Annotated in this window: 21 protein-coding genes; 11 read left to right on the forward strand and 10 right to left on the reverse strand. The window is 64.3% G+C overall.

Annotated features, from left to right (window positions below; translation table 11 throughout):
- Positions 1 to 22: 22 nt before the first annotated feature.
- Positions 23 to 625, forward strand: coding sequence for a TetR/AcrR family transcriptional regulator (locus ABCW42_RS16855; protein ID WP_423182271.1), 603 nt, complete (start codon positions 23 to 25; stop codon positions 623 to 625).
- A 173-nt stretch (positions 626 to 798) separates the two neighbouring features.
- Here ABCW42_RS16855 and ABCW42_RS16860 read toward each other — a convergent pair whose 3' ends face one another.
- The 3 genes from ABCW42_RS16860 to ABCW42_RS16870 form a co-directional block, all read right to left on the reverse strand.
- Positions 799 to 1,206 carry a VOC family protein gene (locus ABCW42_RS16860; protein ID WP_423182272.1) on the reverse strand — a complete coding sequence of 136 codons (408 nt, stop codon included), beginning with the start codon at positions 1,204 to 1,206 and terminating at the stop codon, positions 799 to 801.
- A 175-nt stretch (positions 1,207 to 1,381) separates the two neighbouring features.
- Positions 1,382 to 3,478: a phenylacetic acid degradation bifunctional protein PaaZ gene (gene paaZ / locus ABCW42_RS16865; protein ID WP_423182273.1), complete on the reverse strand. Its 2,097-nt coding sequence runs from the start codon at positions 3,476 to 3,478 to the stop codon at positions 1,382 to 1,384.
- 110 nt (positions 3,479 to 3,588) lie between these two features.
- Positions 3,589 to 4,359: a tyrosine-protein phosphatase gene (locus ABCW42_RS16870; RefSeq protein ID WP_423182274.1), complete on the reverse strand. Its 771-nt coding sequence runs from the start codon at positions 4,357 to 4,359 to the stop codon at positions 3,589 to 3,591.
- A gap of 153 nt (positions 4,360 to 4,512) precedes the next feature.
- Between ABCW42_RS16870 and ABCW42_RS16875 the strand changes: the two genes are divergently transcribed.
- The 7 genes from ABCW42_RS16875 to ABCW42_RS16905 all read left to right on the forward strand — a co-directional run bounded on the left by ABCW42_RS16875 (position 4,513) and on the right by ABCW42_RS16905 (position 12,011).
- Complete coding sequence (locus tag ABCW42_RS16875; protein ID WP_423182275.1) at positions 4,513 to 5,526, forward strand: LacI family DNA-binding transcriptional regulator; 1,014 nt, start codon at positions 4,513 to 4,515, stop codon at positions 5,524 to 5,526.
- Between the two features lie 149 nt (positions 5,527 to 5,675).
- Entirely contained in the window at positions 5,676 to 6,911 is a 1,236-nt protein-coding gene (locus ABCW42_RS16880; protein WP_423182276.1) for a sugar ABC transporter substrate-binding protein, read from the forward strand.
- Between the two features lie 10 nt (positions 6,912 to 6,921).
- Positions 6,922 to 7,911 (forward strand): carbohydrate ABC transporter permease, encoded by a 990-nt coding sequence (locus ABCW42_RS16885; RefSeq protein ID WP_423182277.1) that lies wholly within the window; start codon positions 6,922 to 6,924, stop codon positions 7,909 to 7,911.
- Positions 7,912 to 8,044: 133 nt separating this feature from the next.
- Complete coding sequence (locus tag ABCW42_RS16890; protein WP_423184929.1) at positions 8,045 to 8,797, forward strand: carbohydrate ABC transporter permease; 753 nt, start codon at positions 8,045 to 8,047, stop codon at positions 8,795 to 8,797.
- Positions 8,798 to 8,911: 114 nt separating this feature from the next.
- Positions 8,912 to 9,679, forward strand: a complete 768-nt coding sequence (locus tag ABCW42_RS16895) for a ThuA domain-containing protein (RefSeq protein ID WP_423182278.1) — start codon at positions 8,912 to 8,914, stop codon at positions 9,677 to 9,679.
- Positions 9,676 to 10,827 carry a Gfo/Idh/MocA family protein gene (locus ABCW42_RS16900; protein ID WP_423182279.1) on the forward strand — a complete coding sequence of 384 codons (1,152 nt, stop codon included), beginning with the start codon at positions 9,676 to 9,678 and terminating at the stop codon, positions 10,825 to 10,827. Before ABCW42_RS16895 ends, ABCW42_RS16900 begins: the two co-directional genes overlap by 4 nt.
- Before the next feature lie 38 nt (positions 10,828 to 10,865).
- Complete coding sequence (locus ABCW42_RS16905; RefSeq protein WP_423184930.1) at positions 10,866 to 12,011, forward strand: Gfo/Idh/MocA family protein; 1,146 nt, start codon at positions 10,866 to 10,868, stop codon at positions 12,009 to 12,011.
- A gap of 48 nt (positions 12,012 to 12,059) precedes the next feature.
- Here the strand turns inward: ABCW42_RS16905 and ABCW42_RS16910 are convergent, their stop codons facing one another.
- The 6 genes from ABCW42_RS16910 to ABCW42_RS16935 form a co-directional block, all read right to left on the reverse strand.
- On the reverse strand, positions 12,060 to 12,653 hold the full coding sequence (locus ABCW42_RS16910) for a GNAT family N-acetyltransferase (protein WP_423182280.1): 594 nt from the start codon (positions 12,651 to 12,653) through the stop codon (positions 12,060 to 12,062).
- 114 nt (positions 12,654 to 12,767) lie between these two features.
- A complete protein-coding gene (locus tag ABCW42_RS16915) occupies positions 12,768 to 13,982 on the reverse strand; it encodes an FAD-dependent monooxygenase (RefSeq protein ID WP_423182281.1) in 1,215 nt (404 codons plus the stop codon).
- A gap of 90 nt (positions 13,983 to 14,072) precedes the next feature.
- Positions 14,073 to 14,936: a 3-hydroxyacyl-CoA dehydrogenase family protein gene (locus ABCW42_RS16920; RefSeq protein ID WP_423182282.1), complete on the reverse strand. Its 864-nt coding sequence runs from the start codon at positions 14,934 to 14,936 to the stop codon at positions 14,073 to 14,075.
- Entirely contained in the window at positions 14,933 to 15,730 is a 798-nt protein-coding gene (locus ABCW42_RS16925) for an enoyl-CoA hydratase/isomerase family protein (RefSeq protein ID WP_423182283.1), read from the reverse strand. The genes ABCW42_RS16920 and ABCW42_RS16925 overlap by 4 nt, the downstream gene beginning before the upstream one ends.
- The gene (locus tag ABCW42_RS16930) at positions 15,730 to 16,953 is read right to left on the reverse strand and encodes a thiolase family protein (protein WP_423182284.1); all 1,224 of its coding nucleotides are present in this window, start codon (positions 16,951 to 16,953) and stop codon (positions 15,730 to 15,732) included. The genes ABCW42_RS16925 and ABCW42_RS16930 overlap by 1 nt, the downstream gene beginning before the upstream one ends.
- 118 nt (positions 16,954 to 17,071) lie before the next feature.
- Complete coding sequence (locus ABCW42_RS16935; protein WP_423184931.1) at positions 17,072 to 17,728, reverse strand: pentapeptide repeat-containing protein; 657 nt, start codon at positions 17,726 to 17,728, stop codon at positions 17,072 to 17,074.
- Between the two features lie 209 nt (positions 17,729 to 17,937).
- Between ABCW42_RS16935 and ABCW42_RS16940 the strand changes: the two genes are divergently transcribed.
- Complete coding sequence (locus ABCW42_RS16940; protein WP_423182285.1) at positions 17,938 to 18,663, forward strand: dienelactone hydrolase family protein; 726 nt, start codon at positions 17,938 to 17,940, stop codon at positions 18,661 to 18,663.
- A 103-nt stretch (positions 18,664 to 18,766) separates the two neighbouring features.
- Here ABCW42_RS16940 and ABCW42_RS16945 read toward each other — a convergent pair whose 3' ends face one another.
- Positions 18,767 to 20,263 carry an amino acid permease gene (locus ABCW42_RS16945; protein ID WP_423182286.1) on the reverse strand — a complete coding sequence of 499 codons (1,497 nt, stop codon included), beginning with the start codon at positions 20,261 to 20,263 and terminating at the stop codon, positions 18,767 to 18,769.
- 209 nt (positions 20,264 to 20,472) lie between these two features.
- Here ABCW42_RS16945 and ABCW42_RS16950 point away from each other — a divergent pair, with 209 nt between their 5' ends.
- Complete coding sequence (locus ABCW42_RS16950) at positions 20,473 to 21,201, forward strand: lysostaphin resistance A-like protein (protein WP_423182287.1); 729 nt, start codon at positions 20,473 to 20,475, stop codon at positions 21,199 to 21,201.
- Between the two features lie 162 nt (positions 21,202 to 21,363).
- Positions 21,364 to 21,801 carry a VOC family protein gene (locus tag ABCW42_RS16955; protein WP_423182288.1) on the forward strand — a complete coding sequence of 146 codons (438 nt, stop codon included), beginning with the start codon at positions 21,364 to 21,366 and terminating at the stop codon, positions 21,799 to 21,801.
- Positions 21,802 to 21,809: the final 8 nt, after the last annotated feature.

Raw genomic sequence — 21,809 nt, forward strand, 5'->3', positions numbered from 1 at the left:
CGTTCATGAGAAAATGGCCAGCATGCCTAGCGAAACAGCAACCAAGCGGGGACGCCCCGGATACGACCAGCAATCGGTGCTGCTCATCGCCGTCGACGTTTTCAACCGCCACGGTTACGACGCGACGTCGATGGGCATCCTGGCCGAAAACCTCGGGATCTCAAAGTCTGCCATTTACCATCACGTACCGTCCAAGGGCGACCTCCTGAAGCTCGCCCTTGAGCACGCTTTGGGTGGGCTCGAGGCCATCCTGGAGCAGCCGGAGGCGGTCACTGGTGCGGCCGACGCGCGGCTTGAATTCGTGTTGCGGCAGACAATCGCGGTGCTGGTGGAGAGGTTGCCGTTCGTTACGCTGCTCCTGCGTCTGCGGGGCAACACGGACATCGAACGCGACGCGTTGGAACGGCGTCGGGCTTTCGACCACAAGGTGGCCGCGCTCATCTCGGATGCCCGGGAAGAAGGCACGCTGCGCCAGGACATCGACCCCCGCACCGTGACCCGGCTGCTGTTCGGAACAATCAACTCGATTGTGGAGTGGTACAAGCCAGGCGGATCCCTGTCCCCCGAGCGCCTCGCCGACGACGTCATCACCATGGCGTTCGACGGCCTCCACGCCTCGGCTTAGCTCCCGGCGCCCTACCCCCGCACGCCCGCTCACATCCGGCGCCCTACCCCCGCACGCCCGCTCACATCCGGCGCCCTACCCCCGCACGCCCGCTCACATCCGGGCCCAAATCACGGAACGCTCCTGCAGATGATGATCTGCAGGAGCGTTCAGAGTGCTGTTCGAGAATGATTTTAGAGCTGGTATTCGGCCTGGACGCCCAAGCTTTCATGAACGCACAGAACGTTGTTTTCCGTGTCCATGAACCAAGCGCACCTATCGGCGTCCGTTGTGCAAATGTGGTGTTCGGTCTTGAGGTCCGGGAGGTCGTAGTCCCGGAATTCGACGCCGTTCGCCTCCATTTCCGCGACTGTCCGCTCGATGTCACTGACTTCAAAGGAAAGGGCCGTGTGCGTTGAGTGCATACCGTCCTTGATAGGCATCAACTGCAGCATGGTCCCGCCGTCGATGCCAAACAAATCGCTTCCATCCCATGTCATGCCGCGGTGCGGGAGGCCGAGCTTTTCCGCATAAAAGCTGCGGGCTCGAGCTACGTCGTCAACGGGCAAGACGGTTGTGGCTGTTCTGAGTGCTAGGTTCACTTCGCCACCTCCTACGCTGAAAATCTTACGCCGGGCGGCCGCGGAAAGAACTTGTGAGCGAGCGCCTGGCCCAACCCCCGCATACGTGAGCGAGCGTCGGGCCCAACCCCCACACACGTGAGCGAGCGTCGGGCCAAACCCCCGCATACCTGAGCGAGCGCCGGGAAGAGCCAGGCTACTTCTCCACGAGGGTCAGCACGTCGTAGGTGGCCACGATTTCGTCATTCTGATTGGTGAGCACGGCGTCCCAAGCAACCTCTCCATACGCGTCGGTCTCGCGCGGCGTGATCTTCTTGGCGGTCAGGGTGACCCGGATGGAATCCCCCGCAGCCACAGGCGTGATGAATCGCAGGTTCTCAAGCCCGTAGTTGGCCAGGACAGGACCCGGGGCTGGCTCTACGAACAGTCCGGCCGCCCAGCTCAGCAAAAGGTACCCGTGGGCGACGATGCCCGGGAAGAACGGATTGGCTTCCGCGGCTTCCTGGTTGGTGTGGGCATAGAAGGTGTCGCCGGTGGAATTGGCGAAGGCCGTGATGTCGTCCAGCGTGACTTGCCGCAGCTCGGAGCGCACGGCGTCGCCGATCCGCAAAGTAGCCAAAGACTTCCGGAACGGGTGCGTGCCTTCGGTTTCCACCGTGAAGTTACGGTCGGCGCCGGTGTGCCAGACGCCTGTCACCGCGGTGAGCATGTTAGGAGATCCCTGGATGGCGGTGCGCTGCATGTGGTGCATGACGGAGCGGATACCGCCAAGCTCCTCGCCACCGCCCGCACGTCCGGGGCCGCCGTGAACAAGGTGCGGCACGGGTGAGCCGTGGCCGGTCGACGAGCGGGCGTCCTCGCGATTGAGCATCAGGACGCGGCCGTGGTGTGCGGCAATCCCGGTAACCAACGCCGCAGCGACTGCGGGATCATTTGTGCAAACGGATGCGACCAGCGAACCGCCGCCGCGGGCGGCGAGGCGTACGGCGTCGTCGAGGTCCGAATACCCGATCACGGACGAAACCGGACCAAAGGCCTCCAACGAGTGGACGGCTTCAGCTTCCACATCGGCCCAGCTCAGGACGACAGGCGACATGAACGCGCCTCCCTCGACGACGCCCACAGCGCCGCCTTGCGAGGTGACCGACGGCGAATCGAGGGTTCCGTACGCAAGCTCACCGCCGGCGTCGAGCATTGACTGGACGGCGGCACGGACGTCGGCGAGTTGCTCGAGCGACGCGAGGGCACCCATGGTGACGCCGTCCGCGCGGGGATCGCCGAGCACGACGCGTTCGTCAACCCGCGCACCGATGGCGGCAACGACGTCGGACACCAACTCCCGGGGCACGATTGTGCGGCGGATCGAGGTGCACTTCTGGCCGGCCTTGACCGTCATTTCGGTCACGACAGACTTGATGAAGGCGTCGAATTCGGGGGTGCCGGGAACGGCGTCGGGCCCGAGGATCGCGGCGTTGAGCGAGTCGGTTTCCGAGGTGAATCGGACGCCGCCGCGGACCACGTTGGGGTGGGATTTCAGGGAGTTGGCCGTCGACGCCGAACCCGTGAACGCGAGCAGGTCCCGGTAATCGAGGTGGTCCAGCAGCTCGCGGGCCGAGCCCGAAATGAGCTGCAGCGAACCTTCGGGAAGGATCCCGGATTCGACAATTGCCCGCACGACTGCCGCGGAGACGTAGCCCGTGGGGGTGGCCGGCTTCACGATGGTGGGGACGCCGGCGATGAACGCGGGCGCGAACTTCTCAAGCATGCCCCACACGGGGAAGTTGAACGCGTTGATCTGCGCCGCGACGCCGGGGATTCGGGTGTAGATGTGCTCGCCGGCGAATGATCCGTCACGCGAGAGGATTTCCATGGGCCCGTCGACCACCACCTGCGAGTTCGGCAGTTCGCGGCGGCCCTTGGAGCCGAAGGTGAACAGCACGCCGATGCCGCCGTCGATGTCCACCATCGAGTCGATCTTGGTGGCCCCGGTCTTGAAGGACCACTCGTAGAACTCCTCGCGGCGGCCGTTGAGGTACTGGGCAAGTTCCTTGAGCTTGAGCGCGCGCTGGTGGAACGTCAGCTTGCCGAGTTCCCGCTGGCCGACGGTTCGGCCGTAATTGACGACGCCGGCCAGGTCCAGCCCGTCGGTGTTGACCGTTGCGAGGACCTCGCCGGTGCTGGCATCGCGGACGGGGATGCCCGCGCCGCCGCTTGGGGTCCACCATGCGCCTTGGACAAAACTGGGCACGGTTTCAACAGCTGTGGCTTCCGGAGCGACTGCGGTACTGGTCATCGTCGACGGGTCCTTCCAAGGCACGGGCACGATACGGATTGAACGGCCGCAAATTACTGACCGGCCGTTCGGTAATATTCCCAGAATACATGAGAGCCCCGGTCTGCACACTAGTTCCGCAGCGTACGACGACGGCGCGCGGCCGGCTTGGGCGCCACAGGCACCGCAGGTGCGGACAGCTTCGCCCGAAGTGCCGCGATCTGTTCGGCGGACAGCGAGTTCTCCGCCAGGAAGGCGGCAGCGTCCAGGCTGCCCACGAACTCCAACAAGCTAGAGGTCCGCGACGCCAGCATTCTTTCCAACGCATCGTCTTCCAGGAATCCATCATGAGCATGCGGGGCGGGGTGGTTGCGGTGCCGTTCATTGATCCCGCGCATCCCTTGCTGGTATCCGCGGACGATTTCCTGGTCGTCGATGCCCGCCAAATTCTGCAGCATCACCGCAATGATCCCGCTGCGATCCCGCCCCGCCGCGCAATGGATAACCACGCCGGCCGGCGCCATGGCAATTGCTTGGAACACGGCCGCGAGCTTGTCCGGGAAGAGGCGAAGGTAGTCGGCATAGTGCGCGGGGTCTTTGAGATAGGGGCCGAAAAGTTCGGTGAATTCTTCGCTGTCCGGGTCCTCGGTGGGGCAATGAACGATGTCGAACCGCGACGTCGCTTCCGTGGAAACCTGCGGGTCCGTGTCGCGCGGCTGCTGTTCCCGCAAGGTGCGCAAATCGATTACGGTGCGGACGCCGTCGTCGTACATTTGCCGCCAACCGACCTCGGTGAGCCACTCCCGCCGGCCCATCCGATAAACGCTGCCCGCAATATGCCAAGCGTTCACGGCGCCATCCCAGCGGACCTCCGACTGCGCGACCGAAACCATCCGATCCATACCGCACAGCTAACCACAGGAGGCAGCAAGAAGTGAGGGGGTGGTTGCGCGGAATTCGTGATCCATGTCATACTCTTTCTCGATACGCATCGACGATACGTATCGACAGATATGATTCACCGAGAACGCGTGAGCGACGAGGAGGCCCGGAACATGCCTACGAGCAAGGATGTCGCCCTGGCAGCCGGCGTCGCGCAGAGCACGGTTTCGTACGTGCTGAGCGGCAAGCGACCCATTTCCGAGAAGACCCGGAAAAAGGTCGAGGCCGCCATCGAGCAGCTCACCTACCAACCCAACGCCGGTGCCCGTGCTTTGGCAGGGCGCAGGACCCACGTGATCGGCTTGGTCATTCCGTTCATCCCCGAGCTGGAAATGGGATCGATCATGGAATTCGTCTCCGTGATCGCAAGCACGGCGCGGCAATTCGACCACGACATTCTCCTGGTCACGGACGACGAAGGTGCTGCCGGATTGCACCGGGTCGTCGGGCAGCAGATTTGCGACGGCCTGATCCTCATGCAGATCGAGGACGAGGACGAACGCCTCCCTGTGGCCCGAAGCCTGAACGTCCCGGTGGTGCTGATCGGCATCCCCCGCGATCCCTCCGGCCTGGTCTGCATCGACGCCGACTTCGAAATGGCAGGTGAGCACTCCGTCCGGGATCTCGCGGCGGCCGGCCATTCCGTGATTTCGGTCATTGACTGGCAGCCCGCAGTGATGGCCCGGCACGTGAACTACGTCGACCGATTCATGCACGGCACGGATGTCGCGGCGGAAGCACTGGGCGTAACCGTGCTCCATCTCCCAGGCGGGACCGACCGCGCCACCATTTCCGAATCGGTCCACAAGGCCCTCGCCAGCACCACCGGCAAGCCCGCATTCATCGCCCCAGATCGCACCATTCAGGACATTCTGCGCCGGATCCTGGGCAACCGGGGATTGACTCCGGGCGTCGACGTTTCCGTCATCGGCAGCGCCTCACCCACGCTCGCCGAACTCCAACCCATTCCGCTTTCCACTATCGACCTGCGGCCGGCAGAAGTATCCCGGCGGGCAGTCAAAATCATGTGCGAACTCCTCGAAAATGACTCCCAGGGACCACACGAATCCCTTGAGCTGGTGCCAACGGTCATAACGCACCGTTCCAGCACGCTCCGCCCGCAGTGACTCGCCACCCCTGACCCACACTCCGGCAACAAGCACGCCCCAGCAACAGTCATCGAACCACTATCGATACGCATCGTCGATACGCATCGACAAAATGACAATCGACACCCTGCACCCCACCCACCCACAACCCACCAAAGGACCAGACAATGAAGTCAGCTATCAGGACTCGCCGCCCGCTCGCCTTGGCCGTAGCAGCGCTGGTTGGGCTGCCGCTCGCCATCTCCGGTTGCGGCACCAACGCCTCCGCTTCTTCCTCGGAAGCCGTGAAGGAAATCTCCGTGATGGACTACTACAACAACGAGCCGGACAAGAGCTTCATCGGCGATGCCCTGACGGCCTGCGGTACCAAGGCCGGCGTCACCATCAAGCGGGAAACCGTTCCGGGCAAGTCGCTCATCTCCAAGGTGCTGCAGCAGTCCTCCTCCAAGACATTGCCGGACGTCCTCATGCTCGACAATCCGGACCTGCAGCAGATTGCCGCCACCGGCGCACTGGCGCCCCTCAGCGACTTCAACATCAGCACCGCCGACTTCGCCCCGGGCGTACTTAGCGCCGGTACCTACAAGGACAAGGTGTACGGCCTTGCACCCACGGTGAACACGATCGCGCTCTTCTACAACAAGGACATCCTGGCGAAGGCCGGAGTCACCCCGCCCACCACGTGGGACGAACTGAAGACCACGGCAACCAAGCTCACTTCAGGCGAGCAGTATGGCCTGGCCTTCAACGCCAACCCGACGTACGAAGGTACGTGGCAGTTCCTCCCTGTCATGTGGTCGAACGGCGGTGACGAGAAAAACATCGACTCTCCCGAAACCGCGCAGGCCCTCCAGCTGTGGACGGACCTGGTCAAGGACGGATCGGTGTCTTCCTCCGCGCTGAACTGGACCCAAGCGGATGTCAAGGACCAGTTCATGGCCGGCAAGGCTGCCATGATGGTCAACGGCCCGTGGCAAATCCCCGCCTTGGACAAGAACACCGCACTGCATTACGGCGTCGTAAAGATTCCGGTCCGTGAAGCCAGCCAGACGGAGATCGCGCCGCTCGGTGGAGAAGTGTGGACGGTTCCGCAGACCGGCAACAAAGCCCGCCAAGCGAAGGCCGCGGAAATCGTGGCGTGCATGAACAGCGACGAAAACCAGATGTCCATGGCCAAGGCCCGCAACACCATTCCATCGAAGACCAGCCTTGCGGCGAAGTTCGCCAGTGAGAACCCGAAGCTTGCCACCTTCACGGACCTCATCAAGACCGCCCGAGCCCGCACCGGTGAACTCGGCGAAGGATGGCCCGCCCAGGCAACCAAGATCTACACCGCCATCCAGACCGCACTGACGGGGAAGGCCTCGCCGGCCGACGCCCTCAAGCAAGCCCAAGGCCAGTAAGCAGGCGGACATGTCCCTTAGTACAGACGTTTCGCTCACCAACTCGGGCCTGAGAAAACCGGGGCCCAGGCAGGAAGGGTCCCAGTCCCCCTCCCAGCCTGCCCGCCGCCGCAGCCGCCAACGCCGCGAGCGCATCTTCCAATGGCTGTTCCTCGTCCCCGCCGTGATCTACATGGCCCTGTTCTTCGGCTACCCCGTGGTCAAGAACGTCATGATGAGCTTCCAGGACTACACCACCGCCACTTTCTTCACCGGGGAGGCACCCTGGGTGGGGTTGGCGAACTACGCGACGGTGCTGTCGTCGTCGTTGTTTTCAACGTCGCTGACCAACACGGCGCTGTTCACGATCGGTTCGATCGTTGGCCAGTTCGTGATCGGCTTGGCGCTGGCGATCTTCTTCCAGCGCAAGTTCCCGCTCAACGGCATCCTACGTTCGTTGCTCCTGCTCCCCTGGCTGCTCCCACTCATCGTCTCGAGCGCCGTGTGGCGGTGGATCCTGGACAAGGACAGTGGCGCGTTGAACCGATTCCTGGGCCAGTTGCACATCGTGGACACGGGCATTCCGTGGCTTACCAGCACGTCCCTGGCACTGATCGCAGTGGTGGGCGTGAACATCTGGATTGGTATCCCGTTCAACCTGACCATCCTCTATGGCGGCCTCCAGGAAATCCCCGATGAGCTCTACGAGGCAGGTTCGTTGGACGGCGCCACCGGGTGGAAGGCATTCCGGCACATCACGTGGCCCATGCTGCGTCCCGTGGTGAGCGTGGTCCTGGTGCTTGGCGTCGTGTACACGCTCAAGGTGCTGGACATCATCCTGGGCCTGACAAACGGCGGTCCCGCCAATTCGACCCAGACCATCGCCACCCAGTCCTACGCCTTGTCCTTCCAAGAATTCAAGTTCGGCGAGGGCGCTGCGCTGGGCAACGTCCTGGTGATCATTTCCCTCGTGTTCGCGGTCCTGTACTTGCGTGCCAGCCGCCGGTCCGTCGATGAGTGAGGAAACCATGACGACGACGAAAATCACCACCCGCCGTTCGGCGCCTGCGAGCGCGTCCCAGCACGCGAAAACCAGTGCGCCCGAGCGCAAGAAGTGGGGCTACGCGGTCCTGGCCATCGTTTTCCTGGCCATCATGTTGTTTCCGGTTTACTGGATGATCAACGCCTCGCTGCAGCCAAACGGCACCACGCTGGAGACCTCGTGGTTGCCCTTGAAACCGGACTTTTCGGGCTACGCCACGGCCATCAGCGAGCAGGGCGGGAACCTGGGAACCAGCCTGATCATCTCCTTGGGGAGCGTGGCACTCTGCCTGGCCATCGCGGCACCCGCGGCTTACGCTTTGGCCTATTTCAAGGTCCGGGGCGCGGGCGTGGTCCTGTTCGCGATCCTGATCAGCCAAATGATTCCGGGCATCGTGGTGGCCAACGCGCTCTACGCGGCCTATAACGACCTCGGCCTCCTCAACTCCATCCCGGGCCTGATCCTGGCCGACTCGTCCCACGGCATCCCGTTCGCGATCCTCATCATCAGGGCGTTCATGAACGGCATGCCGGCCTCGGTCATCGAAGCGGCCCGCGTGGACGGCGCTGGGCATGTGAGGGCTTTCTGGTCCATCGTGGTGCCGCTGAGCAGGAATTCGCTCATCACGGCGGGGCTCTTCACCTTCCTGTTCACGTGGAGCGATTTCCTCTTCGCCCTGACCCTGACCACCACTGAGGCCGTGCGTCCCGTGACCCTGGGCATCTTCCAGTACATCGGCGCCTACGTGAACGACTGGAGCTCGGTTATGGCCACCGCGGTCCTCGCATCCATCCCCGCGATCATCCTGCTGGTCGCCGCGCAAAAGTACATCGCGGCGGGCACAACCGGCGGAGCTGTCAAGTAGCGGCGGTCAAGTAAGCAGCTCACGACGGCGGCACGCACCGCAGGTGCCGAACCCGCCGCCCCGGCAACGCACCGCCGTCGGGCCCCAAACCACCAACCTTCCAAGGAGAAAACCATGTCTGAACCCATCCGCGTCACAGTGTGGAGCGAAAACCGGCACGAGAAGCGCGACGAACTGGTCGCCCGCCTGTATCCCGAGGGAATGCACGGCGCCGTGAAGGCCGGCATCGAGGAAAACCTCGGCGCCAACGCGGTTGTCCGCACGGCCACGCTCGACGAGCCCGAACACGGACTCACCGAGGACGTCCTTGCCAACACGGACGTCCTGACCTGGTGGGGGCACATGTCCCACGCCGACGTCGACGACGAAATCGTTGAGCGCGTCCACCGGCATGTCTTGTCCGGAATGGGCTTGATCGTGCTGCACTCGGGCCATTGGTCCAAGATCTTCACCAAGCTCATGGGTACCTCGTGCACGCTCCGCTGGCGTTCGGAACAGGACCGCGAACTGGTGTGGACAGTTGATCCCACGCACCCCATCGCGAAGGGCGTTCCGCACCCGATCGTGATCGACCAGCAGGAAATGTACGGCGAATTCTTCGACATTCCCACGCCCGAGGAACTCGTTTTCATCAGTTCCTTCAGCGGCGGCGAAGTCTTCCGTTCCGGCTGCACTTTCCGCCGCGGCCACGGCAAGATCTTCTTCTTCAGCCCGGGCGACCAGGACTACCCGGTCTACCACCACAAGGACGTCCGCCGCGTCATCTCCAACGCCGTCGAATGGGCCGTCACGGACCGCCCGGAACGCGCGTACCCGGAACTGCTCCGCTACGAAACCAACGACTTCTTCAACGGCAAGAGCTACCAGGGAGCCAACGCATGAGCACCCCGTTCGCAACGATTCCCGACGACGGCACCCCGCTTCGCGTCGTCGTCGTCGGTGCCGGGGGCATGGGCCGCGCCTGGCTGCGGACCGTCGAGGAGTCGCGCCTGGTCGAGTTGGCGGGCATCGTGGACTTGGACCTCGACGCGGCCCGCGCCGGTGCGGCGTCGATCGGGCGCCCCGACCTTCCGGTAGGCACCGGGACCGCCCAGTTGGCGTCCGACGTCGGAGCCCAAGCTGTCATCAACGTCACCGTCCCGGTGGCCCACCACCCGGTCACCACCGAAGCGCTGGCGGCGGGACTGCCGGTCCTGGGCGAAAAGCCCGTAGCATCCACCGTGGCCCAGGGCCTGTCCTTGGCGGCTGCGTCGGAACTCACGGGGCAGTTGTTCATGGTCAGCCAATCCCGACGCTACAACCGGCACCTTTTCGAGGCGAAGCGGCTGGCTTCTGGTTCCTTGGGCGCGGTGGGAATCGTTTCGGCCGAGTTCTTCAAGGCTCCGCAATTCGGCGGCTTCCGCGACGCCATGGACCACCCTCTGCTTTTGGACATGGCCATCCATCAGTTCGACATGGCCCGGTTCCTCCTCGACGCCGATCCGGTCTCAGTATTTTGCGAGGAATACAACCCGTCCTGGAGCTGGTACCGCGGCGACGCCGGGGCCACGGCAATCTTCGAGATGACGGGCGGCGAGCGCTTCGTGTTCACCGGGAGCTGGTGCAGCCCGGGCCGGGAGACGTCGTGGAATGCTGCGTGGCGGATCAGCGGCGAGCACGGCACGGTCCTGTGGGACGGCGACAACGAGCCGATCGTGGACATTGCCCCGGGCACCGGCGCTTCCGTCGCAAGTGCCCCCGCCGCCGAGGACCCCGGGCAGGAAATCGCCGGATCCCTGCGTGATTTCGTCGCGGCCTTGCGCAGCGGGAGCACTCCGATGGGCCAGGTTCACCAGAACATCATGAGCCTCGCCATGGTGGAAGCTGCCATCCTGAGCGCTTCCACCGGCACCCGGGTTTCCGTGGATGCCCTGCTGGAGGAATCGTATGCGGAGGCTGTCCTCGCCGAGCGCGACCCCGCCGTCCTCGAAGTGCTGAAGTCCTGGACCTCCGTCCGCGGCGCCTTGGCTGGCGAAAGCGTGGCGCTGTGAGCAAGAAGTTGAGGGTCGGGCTGGTGGGTTACTCCTTCATGGGAGCCGCGCACTCGCAAGCCTGGCGGACCGCGCCGCGGTTCTTCGACCTCCCGCTCGCGCCGCAACTGACCGCGTTGGTCGGGCGGAACGAGTCGGCGGCCCGTGCGGCCGCAGCGAAACTCGGTTGGGACTCAGTCCACACCGACTGGCGCGAGCTGATCGAGCGGGACGATATCGACGTCGTCGACATTTGCTCGCCCGGGAACACGCACGCAAAGATCGCGATCGCGGCCCTCGAAGCCGGAAAGCACGTGCTGTGCGAAAAGCCGCTGGCCAACACCGTGGCGGAAGCCGAGCGGATGACCGAAGTTGCATCCGACGCCGCGGCCCGCGGCGTGTACTCGATGTGCGGCTTCACCTACCGGCGCACCCCGGCGCTCGCGCTGGCCAAGCGGATGGTCGACGACGGCCGGCTCGGCACCATCCGCCACGTCCGGGCGCAGTACCTGCAGGATTGGCTCAGCGACGAAAACGCACCCATGACCTGGCGGCTGGACAAGTCAAAATCCGGTTCCGGATCACTCGGCGACATCGGCGCCCACAGCATCGACGCCGCCCAGTGGATCACGGGACGCACCATCAGCGGCGTCTCGGCGATGCTCGAAACGTTCGTGAAGGAACGTCCGATCGGCGGCGAGATGGTCGGCTTGGGCGGGCATGGCGCCGTCGGCCATGACGTGCCGCGCGGGACGGTGACAGTGGACGACGCGGCGATCTTCAGCGCACGCTTCGGCGGGCCGGCTGCCGACGGCGGGCCGATCGGCGTCTTCGAGGCCACCCGTTTCGCGCTCGGACGCAAGAATGCCATGCGCCTTGAGCTGAATGGAACCCTCGGTTCGGTGGCCTTCGACTTCGAGGACATGAACGTGCTGCAGTACTACGGCGCAGCGGACGGGCCGGACGCCGGTTTCCGGCGGATCATGGTTACGGAGCCGTCCCATCCTTACGTGGGAAACTGGTGGCCAACCGGCCACGGGCTTGGCTACGAGCACGGCTTCACGCACCAAGTGGTGGATTTCGTGACTGCGATCGCCGAAGGCCGGCAGCCCGAGCCTTCCTTCGCCGACGCGCTCCAAGTCCAGAAAGTGCTCGAAGCGGTCGAAGCCAGCGCGGCAGCCGAGAGCCGCTGGCAGAGCGTGTGAGCGAAGGCCCGGTCGAAACTCCCGCCGACCGGGCCTCCGCCGTCTACCCTAAAAACGTTTGGCGAGCCGGAATTCCAGGCCGTTACGGACGGCCGGCCATTCATGTTCGAGGATCGAAAACACGACGGTGTCCCTCAGGACGCCGTCCAATGTGCGCGAGTGGTTGCGGAGCACGCCGTCCTGCTTGGCCCCGAGGCGGGCGATAGCCTCCCGGGACTGGTGGTTGAGCCAGTGGGTACGGAATTCGACGGCGGGACAGCCCAAGGTCTCGAACGCGTGGCGAAGGAGCAGAAGCTTGGAATCGGGGTTGCTGCCGCTGCCGTGCGCCGAAGCGGCGTTCCACGTGGAACCGATCTCGACCCGTGGCGTGACGACGTCGATGTTCATGTACGTTGTCATGCCGATCAGCCTGCCGTCGGCTTTCAAGCGCGTGGCGAAAGGCAGCATGGTGCCTTTGTCCTGCAAGGCGAGGCGGCGGTCGATCTCGGCGGCCATGCCTTCCGGCGCCGGCACTGAGGTGTACCAGAGCTTCCACAGTTCGCCGTCCTTGGCCGCGTCCACCAAGCCGTCATGGTGTTCCTGGCTCAAGGGCTCCAACGTCACGAACCGGCCATCGAGGGTCACGGGTGCAAAAGGGGTCACCCCGCCAGCCTAACCGACCCGAGTTTGTGTACAGGTAATGCCCTTAAAAAGGCCTCTTAAGGGCATTACCTGTACACAAACTCCAAGGGGTTAGTCGGTCCAAACGGACATCTACTACGAGCTACTCGGCGGTACTTCCGGGGGCACCCAGCCGCTTATCCGTTCGAGCGGACGCATGGCGGCTCGCGGAGGGGTCAGCCGGATCAAGGCGTTGCGCAGGGCCACCGTCACTGGGTTGGTTATCTGGCTGAAGCGTCCCATTTGGCGGGCTGAACGGGCAATGGCTTGGGTGCGTGGCCGGCGGTCACGGTCGTAGCGAAGGAGCGCCTCCCGAACATCGTCCGACGCCGCGAGGTGCGCCGCCAATACTGCGGCATCCTCAATCGCCTGGCATCCGCCTTGGCCAAGGTCCGGGGTCATGGCATGGGCGGCGTCACCCAAGAGGACCGCCGTTCCGCGCACATAACTTGGAAGATCGGGCAGATACTCGACGTCGAGCCGGAGGATCTGCTCGGCGGGAGTTGCCTTGATGAGCGCCTCGATGGGCTCGTGCCAACCCGCCAGGAGCTTCAACAACAACTCTTGCTCGTTCGCGTTCCGTAATCCAAAGGCGGCAGGAAGCTCGGCAAACCAGTAAGTCCGGCCACCGGTCAGGGGAAGATAGCCGAATTTCACGCCGCGGCCCCACGTCTCTCCCCCACCGGTCGTGGGCACAGTGCCCGGCGGAGTGACTCCGCGCCACGTGGTGTGGCCGCTGTAGACGGGCGGCAGCGCACCAGGCGAAATGTGAGGCCTAAGAGTGCTGTTCACACCATCCGCGGCCACGACGACGTCGGCGCTCATCTCAAGCTGCCCGTCCGGTCCCCGGGCAAGCAGCTTAGCCCGCCCACCGCCGTCGGACGCCAACCATTCCAACGCCACGGCCTCCACTCCGGTCCGGACGCAATCAGCCGGGAGGGCGCCGAGCAGGATCGAGTGCAGATCGGCGCGGTGCAAGAGGACCACGTCGATCAGCGGCGCCTCGCCCGGTTTCGCCCGCGTGACCCAGCGGCCGTTCGGAAGCCGCAATCCGCCGTCGGAGCTCAATGGCGCGGCGACGGAACGGATTTCCTCCGCCACACCCAACCTCTCGAGCACGCGCATAGCGTTCGGCCACAAGGAAATCCCCGCACCGCCGTCGCCCGCCTGGGAACGACGCTCAAGCACAGTGACGGGCCACCCGAGCTGCCGCAACGATATTGCCGCGCAAAGGCCACCAATGCCGGCGCCGACAACCACCGCCGAGCGCGCGGTTCCGGCACCCGCCGGCACAGGCTCGTTCAAGCTCACTCCGCCAGCCTAACCGACCAGAGTTTGTGTACAGATAACGCCTTTAAGAAGGCCTTTTAAGGGCATTATCCGTACACAAACTCCAGGGGGTTAGTCGGTCCAGTCGAAGAATCCCTTGCCGGTCTTACGTCCGAGCTCGCGGCGGGCCACTTTGTCGCGCAGGATCTGAGGCGGGGCGAACCGCTCCCCCAGCGTCGAGTGCAAATATTCAGCGATGCCCAGGCGCACGTCCAAGCCAACGATGTCCGTGGTCCTGAGCGGCCCGGTGGGGTGCTTGTAGCCCAGGACCATCGCGGCATCGATGTCCTCCGCGGAGGCCACGCCTTCTTCCACCATGCGCATCGCCTCGAGCGCGATCGCGACGCCCAGCCTCGAGGACGCGAAACCCGGAGCGTCATTAACGACGACGGCGGTCTTGCCGAGTGCCTCGGTCCAGCTTTTCGCCGTGGTCGCCAACTCGGAAGAAGTTTCCTTGGCCAGGACAACCTCGATGAGCGTTGACGCGGGCACCGGGTTGAAGAAGTGCAGGCCCAGGAAATTCGCCGGCCTGCGGAGCTCGGAGGCGAGGCCTGAGACGGAGAGCGACGACGTGTTGGAGGCCAGGAAGGCATCCGCGGACAGGTGCTCCTCCACAGCTTTGAGGGCGGCGACCTTGAGTTCGTAATCCTCGGGAACGGCCTCGACTACCAGACCGCAATGCACGAAGGATTCGTAATCGGTGGACGTGCTGAACCGTGCCAACGCCGCTTCCGCGGTTTCGTTCAGGGTGCCGCGTGCTGCTGACTTGGCGACGGCGTCGGCAACCCTGCCGTGCGCACCGGCCGCGGCTTCGTGGTCGCGTTCAACCACGATCACGGTGGCGCCTTTCACCAGGAAGGCATGGGCAATGCCGGCGCCCATGCGGCCACCGCCGAGGACACCTACAACATGCGGGATGGCAAGGTTTGTGGTCATTTCCGGGTCCTGTCTGCGGTGTCTGGCTTGTTGGACTTTTTCTCTGCTTTCTTGTCCAGGAACGCCTGCATGCGGTCGAACTTGGCTTGCGATTCGAAGAGCATCCCTTGCGCCAACGTGTCGATTACGGGGTGCGCCTCAGCCGGAGCATGGAAGACCGATTTGGTGATCCGGACGGCGAGGGGATCCTGCTTGGCGATCCGGTCCGCGAGGTTGTGGGCGGCTTCCATGAGCACGGGTGCTTCGTGGATTTGGGTGATGAGGTTGATCCGGAGGGCTTCCTCGGCACGGAGTACGGCCCCGGCCAAGAGGATTTCCTTGGCCATCGGCTCGCCGACGAGTTCCTTCAGCCGCCACGTGGCCCCGGCTGCCGCCATGATGCCGAGCCCGGTTTCCGGGTTGCCGATCCGCAGGTTGGGCGTCGCGATGCGGAAATCCGCCGCGTAGGCCAGCTCGGCTCCGCCGCCCAGGCAGTAGCCGTCCAAAGCTGCGATGACCGGCATCGGGAGCTTCGCGATGCGCACGAAGATGCTGGAGTTGATCCCGCGCAGGGCGTCGTCCCGGCGGCGTTCCCGCAGTTGGCCGATGTCCGCGCCGGAGGCAAAAACCCCTTCGACGCCGGCGATGATCAGGATTTTCGGCTCGCGCTCAAGGTGGTCGCAGACCCGATGGAGTTCGTCCACCATCTGCTGGTCGATCGCGTTCCGGACCTCGGGACGGTTCAGGAGTACCGTGACGCGGTCCTCGCGTTCCTCGACGATCAGGGTCCCGAACTTTTCGGAAGTCAGTGCCATTACACGCCTTCCAGGAGGAGCGCCGCGCCCTGCCCGACGCCGATGCACATCGTTGCAAGCCCGATCTTCCGGTCAGTGACTCCGAGCTCACGCTCCATGCGGCCGAGCAACGTGATCGCGATCCGCGAACCGCTGGAACCGAGCGGATGCCCCAAAGCGATGGCGCCGCCGTCGTTGTTGACGATGCCCGCGTCCAGGCCCAACCGCCGCATGGTCGCTAGCGATTGCGTCGCGAAGGCTTCGTTGAGTTCGACGGCGCCAAGGTCGCCGACCGTGAGGCCGGACCTGGCCAGGATCTTCTGCGTGGCCGGAACCGGGCCGATGCCCATGATTTCCGGTTCACAACCTGCCGAGCCGCCGTCGATTATCCGTGCACGCGGCACGAGGCCGAATTTCTCGATAGCGGCCTCGGAGGCGACGATAATGGCGGACGCGCCGTCATTGAGCGAAGACGAATTGCCTGCCGTGACAACAGAACCGCCCGGAACGACGGGCCGGAGTCCGGCGAGGACCTCCAACGTGGTGCCTTCCCGCGGCCCTTCGTCCGTGTCCACCACCGTTTCGCCCTTCCGCGTTTTCACGGTGACGGGCACGATTTCGTCCTTGAAGCGGCCCGCTGCGATCGCGGCGAGGGCCCGTTCGTGTGAGCGAACCGCGAAGGCATCGGCGTCCTCGCGGGTTATTCCGTCCACCTTCGCCACTTCTTCGGCGGTTTCAGGCATTGAGTAGGTCATCTTGCCGTCGCGGGAAAGCTCGCCCTTGGTGAAGAGCGGATTGGCGAACCGCCATCCGATGGAGGTATCGAAAATCTGGCCGGGCTTGGCGAAGGCCGTGGCAGGCTTCTCCTGGACCCACGGCGCACGGCTCATGGACTCAACGCCGCCGGCGACGACGATGTCCGCGGCACCGGCCTTGATCATGTGGCCGGCCATGGTGATGGCGCTCATGCCCGAGGCACAGAGCCGGTTGACCGTGATGCCCGGGATGTGGAGGGGTAGTCCGGCAAGGAGGGTTGCCATGCGGGCAACGTTGCGGTTTTCCTCACCGGCGCCGTTTGCGTTGCCGAGGATGACTTCGTCGATGGCATCGGGATCAATGCCCGCCCGTTCCACGGCTTCACGGACTACGAGCGCTGCGAGGTCGTCCGGCCTGACGGCTGAGAGCGCGCCGCCGTAACGGCCTACAGGGGTGCGGGCACCGCCAACAAGAAAAGCCTCGACCATGGGAACATCCTTCGCGAAGGGAATGGGGCCGGCTGAATAATTTACCGACCGTTCGTTCTATAAAGATTACACGGAGCCGCCCGGTGGTCAACAGTGCCAGGCGGCTCCGGCAATCCGCTCACACCACCCGGATTCCCAAATGGCCGGCCAACAGGGGTGCCAACAAGCTGAGCTGGTAGTCGTCGACCACAACCCCGGACAGGCCGCCGATCCCGTTGATCGTCCGGAAATCCGAGCCGCGCAGGTCCACATCCTTGAGCTTTGCCCCGGTGACATCCAGGGTGCCTATGGTGCATTCCTTCAGCACGACGCGCGTGGCCGTGCAGGCCCCCAGGTCGAGTTCGTTGATGATGCAGCCCGTGATCTGGACGTCCATCATCTTGGATCCGCGGAGGTTGAGGAAGTCCAGCTTGCCGCCGTCGATCCTCACCGAGTGCCAGGCGCCCTCATACATTTCCGCCGAGCCCCAACGCGGATTGCTGATCTCCACTTCGCGCCAGGACGTGCGCGCGGCCGGGAACACCGGGGCGTAGGGCTCGTTCAGGATGCAGTCGCGGAACGTGGCACCCCGCAACTGGGCCTCATTGAAGGAAACGCCGTTGAAATCGCATTCGATGAAGTCGGCGCCGCTCAACTCCGCCCCGTCCGCGGCGGCATGGTTGAACCGAATGCCGTCGTAACGTTCGCCGCGCTGGAAATCCGGCGAGGGTTCGTCACGAAGTCCGTCGAGTGTGAGGGGCGAAATCCGGGGCGCGGCTACCTTCGCGGCCGCCATCAGAGCACCCGCGATTTCGCTGTGGCAGCCGGAGTGGCTGGCCTGTCCGATTCCATACGCGGGCTGACGTGCTTGCTGGGTGTGGCGCTGAAGTACATGCATCGAGCCTAACCGCGACCCCCGACAACGGCAGCCGCCCCTTGCGTACCCGGGCTGGATGGCAAAAACTGGCCCTGACCAGCAAGCGGACCCGCCACCGAAAGGATCCCATGGCGAACATCGACCTCAGCACGGAAAGCAAGGCCGCCGGCGGCTCACTGGCACTCCAGGGGTACTTGGCCGAGCCCCGCGGCGACGGGCCTTTTCCCGGCGTCGTGCTTGTCCATGAAGCATTCGGGCTGGACGACGTCATGCGCCGCCACGCAGACAGGCTTGCCGATGCCGGTTACCTGACACTCGCCGTCGACCTCTTCAGCGACGGCGGCGCGAGGCGCTGCCTCGTGGCGACCATGCGGTCCATGGCGACGGGGACCGGCCGCGCATTCACGGATATCTCGACGGCGCAGGCCTGGCTGCGGAGCAACCCCAAATGCACGGGCAAACTGGGCGTGATCGGCTTTTGCATGGGAGGCGGATTCGCGCTGCTCACGGCCCGCGACGACTTCGATGCCGCCTCGGTGAACTACGGCCGCCTCCCGCAGGATCCCGAGGAGGCACTGGCAGGGGCCTGCCCGGTGGTGGGCAACTACGGGGGTATGGACAAGACCCTCGCCGGCGCGGCCGGGAAGCTGGAAGGCATCCTCACGAAACTCGGGATCGAGAACGACATCAAGGAATTCCCGACGGCGGGCCACGCCTTCATGAACGACGTCCCGGTTGGCCCCCGGGCACTGCGACCGCTCATGCGGGTGATGGGCATTAAGCCCGATCCGACCGCCGCCCCCGAAGCCTGGCACCGGATCGAGGAGCACTTCGCGAAGTACTTGAAGGGCTAAGCAGAGCGCCGTCGTCGAGATCGCCGGAACGCGACCGAGTCGCCGAAAGGTTCGGGCGAGCTGGCACCGTTCCGGCGAGTTCGCGTCCGGGAGACCGTGAACGCTAGCTGAACAGTTCGCTCTTGGGTTCGTTGTTTTTGACTTTCTGCCAGCCGAGCCAGAGGACCAGGGCGAAGAACGGGATGGTCGCGAGCGTCCACAGGCCCAGGAGGAACACCTCGCCGGTGGCCTTGTCCGTCATGGTGTCCATGCCGATCAGCACGGTGATGGCCAACAGGGCGACCAGGCCGGCCCAGCTGGTCCACGGGGAACCGGGCATGGGCAGGGACGAGACTTTGCCTTTCTTCTTCCGCAACGCGATCTGGCTCGCGAAGATCGAACCCCAGGTGAAGATCACCCCGATCGATGCCGTGTTCAGTGCCAGGTCGAACGCGTGCGAGCCGCCCAGCCAGATGTTGAGCAGGATCCCCACCAGGTACACCGCGCCGATGGCCAGGATCGCCGCGTACGGCACGTGCCGGGAGGACATCTTCGTCAGCCACTGCGGAGCATGCCCATTGTTCGCCATGGTGCGGAAAATCCGCCCGATCGAGTACAGCCCCGAATTGCACGAGGACAACGCCGCCGTGATCACGATCATGTTCATCACATCACCCATCCAGCCCAGGCCCATCTGCCCGAACACCGTCACGAACGGCGAGGTGCCCGCGTGGTACTGGTCCGAAGGCAGCAGCATCGCCAACAGCGTCACCGAACCGACGTAGAACACCACAATGCGGATCACGACGGCGCGGATCGCCTTGGGCACTTCACGTTCCGGATTCTGCATCTCACCGGCCGTGATGCCCACCAGCTCGATCGCGTTGTACGCGAAGATCACCGCGTTCAACACCAGGATCATCACCAGCCCGCCCTTGGGGAACATCCCCCCGTCCGCGGCGAACAAGTTGGCCGGGGAGGCGTGCCCGGCACCGACCTGCGCGTTGGTGACCACCATGAACGTGCCCACCACCAAAAAGACCAGGATCGCCGCGACCTTCAGGCACGAGGCCCAGAACTCGAACTCACCGAACGCCTTGACGCTGAACAGGTTCACGGCCACCAGCAGCACCAGCGCGGCCACCGCGGACGCCTCCACGGGCACGTTCGGGAAGAAGAACTGGAAGTACAAGCCGATCGCGATCAGCTCGGCAATGCCCGTCATGGCCCAGTTGATGAAATACATCCACCCGGACAGGTACGCGCCCTTCCTGCCGAACATCTCCCCCGCGTAGCTGACAAAGGAGCCCGAGGTCTGGCGGTACATGATCAGCTCACCGAGCGCCCGCATCAGCAAATAAGCGATCACCCCGGCAATGGCATAAGAGAAAATCAACGCCGGCCCCGTCGAGGCCAGCCGCCCGCCGGCACCCATGAACAAGCCGACGCCGATCGCGCCGCCCATCGCGATCATGGTCACATGACGACGGCTCAGAGTCTTCTGATAACCCTCGGCGCTGAGGTTCTCGGAAGTGCTGAGGTTTTCGGAAGTTGTGATTGTGCTGGGCGCTGCCAGGGTTCCCGGCTCGCGCTGAAGGTCGGTTGTGTTGTTTTGAGGCACAGCTGTTCCTTGTGGGTTGAGGAGATGCCGGCTCCCGGCTTCGCGGGGATCGATGCAATTCGAGCTATTGGCCTTTTGGCGCGTCGAATAAATAGCGAAACCACGGAAGCGTCGAAGGTAAATCCGGCAGATCCATTCTAGCCGGTGATTTGACTGTGACGTGACGGGGGCAACAGGAGCACCCCGCGCCGGGGATTAGGCTGGACCTCATGGGCACCATTCCGCCAGCCGGAAGGCTGTACCGTTTCTCGGCCCTGGACGCCGTGGCGTTCGGGCTCTACGTCGTTTTGGCGGCCGTCCTCACTGCGGCGCCGGCGCCGGTCACCAACCTGGTACGCCAAGCCATTCCCGACGCCGCCACGGCCGTTTTCGCCGTCAACGTCGCCTTTTACGTCCTGGTCGGGCTGTTCGCGGTTACCGCCGCGTGGCGCGTGATCGCAAGGGACATGCGCATTCTTGCCACGAGGCCGTGGTTCACCGTGGCCATGATTCCCGTATCGATCGTGGCGATGCTGGTTCTGAGCGCCATCCTGGTGAGCTTGACCGGCTCAGCGGCGGCCTCGCAAAACCAACTAGGCCTTCAGTCACTCGTCCAACAATTGCCGCCATGGTACGTGGTGCCCCTCCTGGTGGTGCTGGGACCCTTCGTCGAGGAATACCTGTTCCGGCATTTGCTCATCGGCAAGTTGTCGCGGCACGTCAACATCTGGCTCTGCTGCGCGTTGTCCGTGGCGTGCTTCGCAGCCGTCCACGTGGTGGGGCGGGAAGGGCTGGCCCTCCCCGCCCTCGCCCCATACTTGGGCATGGGCGGGATCCTCGTGGCCGCGTACGTCTGGACAGGCAAGAACGTGATGTTCTCCTACTTCATCCATGCTTCCAAGAACCTGCTGGCCGTCATCCTCATCTACGTGGTGCCGCAACAGCTCTTGGGCGGCTGACTCCGGCGGTGCAGCTAACTCCGGCGGTGCGGCTAACTCCGGCGGTGCGGCTAACTCCGGCGGTGCGGCTAACTCCTGCAACGCCGTCAACTCCAGCAACCCGGACAAAACCTGGCCGCAAGGCACTTCCGTGGCTGCGCGCCGTCGTCGTACGTTCGGTGCATGGCACTGAACTTTCAGGTAGTAGTCGACTGCACGGATCCCCACATGCTCGCCGATTGGTGGGCCGAAACGCTCGAGTGGGTGGTGGAGCCGCAGGACGAGGCGTTCATCCGGTCCATGGTCGAGCAAGGCTTCGCCACTGACGAAGAGACCACCACGCACAACGGCAAGCTCGTGTGGAGAACAGGGGCGGCCATCATCCCCTCGGAAGACCAGGACAAGGCCACCGGCAAGCGGGTGCTGTTCCAGGCCGTTCCGGAAGGCAAGTCCACCAAGAACCGCGTCCATTTGGACGTCCGGCTCGCAGGGCGGGACAAGGACGTGGTCCGTGCGGCGCTCGAAGAACGCGGCGCGGCTTTCCTTTGGACCGCGGGCCAGGGGCCGCACGAATGGCACACCATGGCCGACCCCGAGGGCAATGAGTTCTGCATCAGCTGAGCGGATTA

This window comes from Arthrobacter sp. NyZ413 (assembly GCF_049390645.1).
In the GTDB taxonomy this organism is placed as follows: domain Bacteria; phylum Actinomycetota; class Actinomycetes; order Actinomycetales; family Micrococcaceae; genus Arthrobacter.

Coding starts and splice junctions, on each gene's coding strand:
- ABCW42_RS16875 (WP_423182275.1), top strand. CDS start 4,513: ATGCCTACGAGCAAGGATGTCGCCCTGGCAGCCGGCGTCGCGCAGAGC.
- ABCW42_RS16880 (WP_423182276.1), top strand. CDS start 5,676: ATGAAGTCAGCTATCAGGACTCGCCGCCCGCTCGCCTTGGCCGTAGCA.
- ABCW42_RS16920 (WP_423182282.1), bottom strand. CDS start 14,936: ATGACCACAAACCTTGCCATCCCGCATGTTGTAGGTGTCCTCGGCGGT.
- ABCW42_RS16930 (WP_423182284.1), bottom strand. CDS start 16,953: ATGGTCGAGGCTTTTCTTGTTGGCGGTGCCCGCACCCCTGTAGGCCGT.
- ABCW42_RS16950 (WP_423182287.1), top strand. CDS start 20,473: ATGGGCACCATTCCGCCAGCCGGAAGGCTGTACCGTTTCTCGGCCCTG.
- paaZ (WP_423182273.1), bottom strand. CDS start 3,478: ATGACCAGTACCGCAGTCGCTCCGGAAGCCACAGCTGTTGAAACCGTG.
- ABCW42_RS16955 (WP_423182288.1), top strand. CDS start 21,364: ATGGCACTGAACTTTCAGGTAGTAGTCGACTGCACGGATCCCCACATG.
- ABCW42_RS16895 (WP_423182278.1), top strand. CDS start 8,912: ATGTCTGAACCCATCCGCGTCACAGTGTGGAGCGAAAACCGGCACGAG.
- ABCW42_RS16870 (WP_423182274.1), bottom strand. CDS start 4,359: ATGGATCGGATGGTTTCGGTCGCGCAGTCGGAGGTCCGCTGGGATGGC.
- ABCW42_RS16935 (WP_423184931.1), bottom strand. CDS start 17,728: ATGGCGGCCGCGAAGGTAGCCGCGCCCCGGATTTCGCCCCTCACACTC.
- ABCW42_RS16925 (WP_423182283.1), bottom strand. CDS start 15,730: ATGGCACTGACTTCCGAAAAGTTCGGGACCCTGATCGTCGAGGAACGC.
- ABCW42_RS16905 (WP_423184930.1), top strand. CDS start 10,866: ATGGGAGCCGCGCACTCGCAAGCCTGGCGGACCGCGCCGCGGTTCTTC.
- ABCW42_RS16900 (WP_423182279.1), top strand. CDS start 9,676: ATGAGCACCCCGTTCGCAACGATTCCCGACGACGGCACCCCGCTTCGC.
- ABCW42_RS16940 (WP_423182285.1), top strand. CDS start 17,938: ATGGCGAACATCGACCTCAGCACGGAAAGCAAGGCCGCCGGCGGCTCA.
- ABCW42_RS16890 (WP_423184929.1), top strand. CDS start 8,045: ATGTTGTTTCCGGTTTACTGGATGATCAACGCCTCGCTGCAGCCAAAC.
- ABCW42_RS16885 (WP_423182277.1), top strand. CDS start 6,922: ATGTCCCTTAGTACAGACGTTTCGCTCACCAACTCGGGCCTGAGAAAA.
- ABCW42_RS16855 (WP_423182271.1), top strand. CDS start 23: ATGCCTAGCGAAACAGCAACCAAGCGGGGACGCCCCGGATACGACCAG.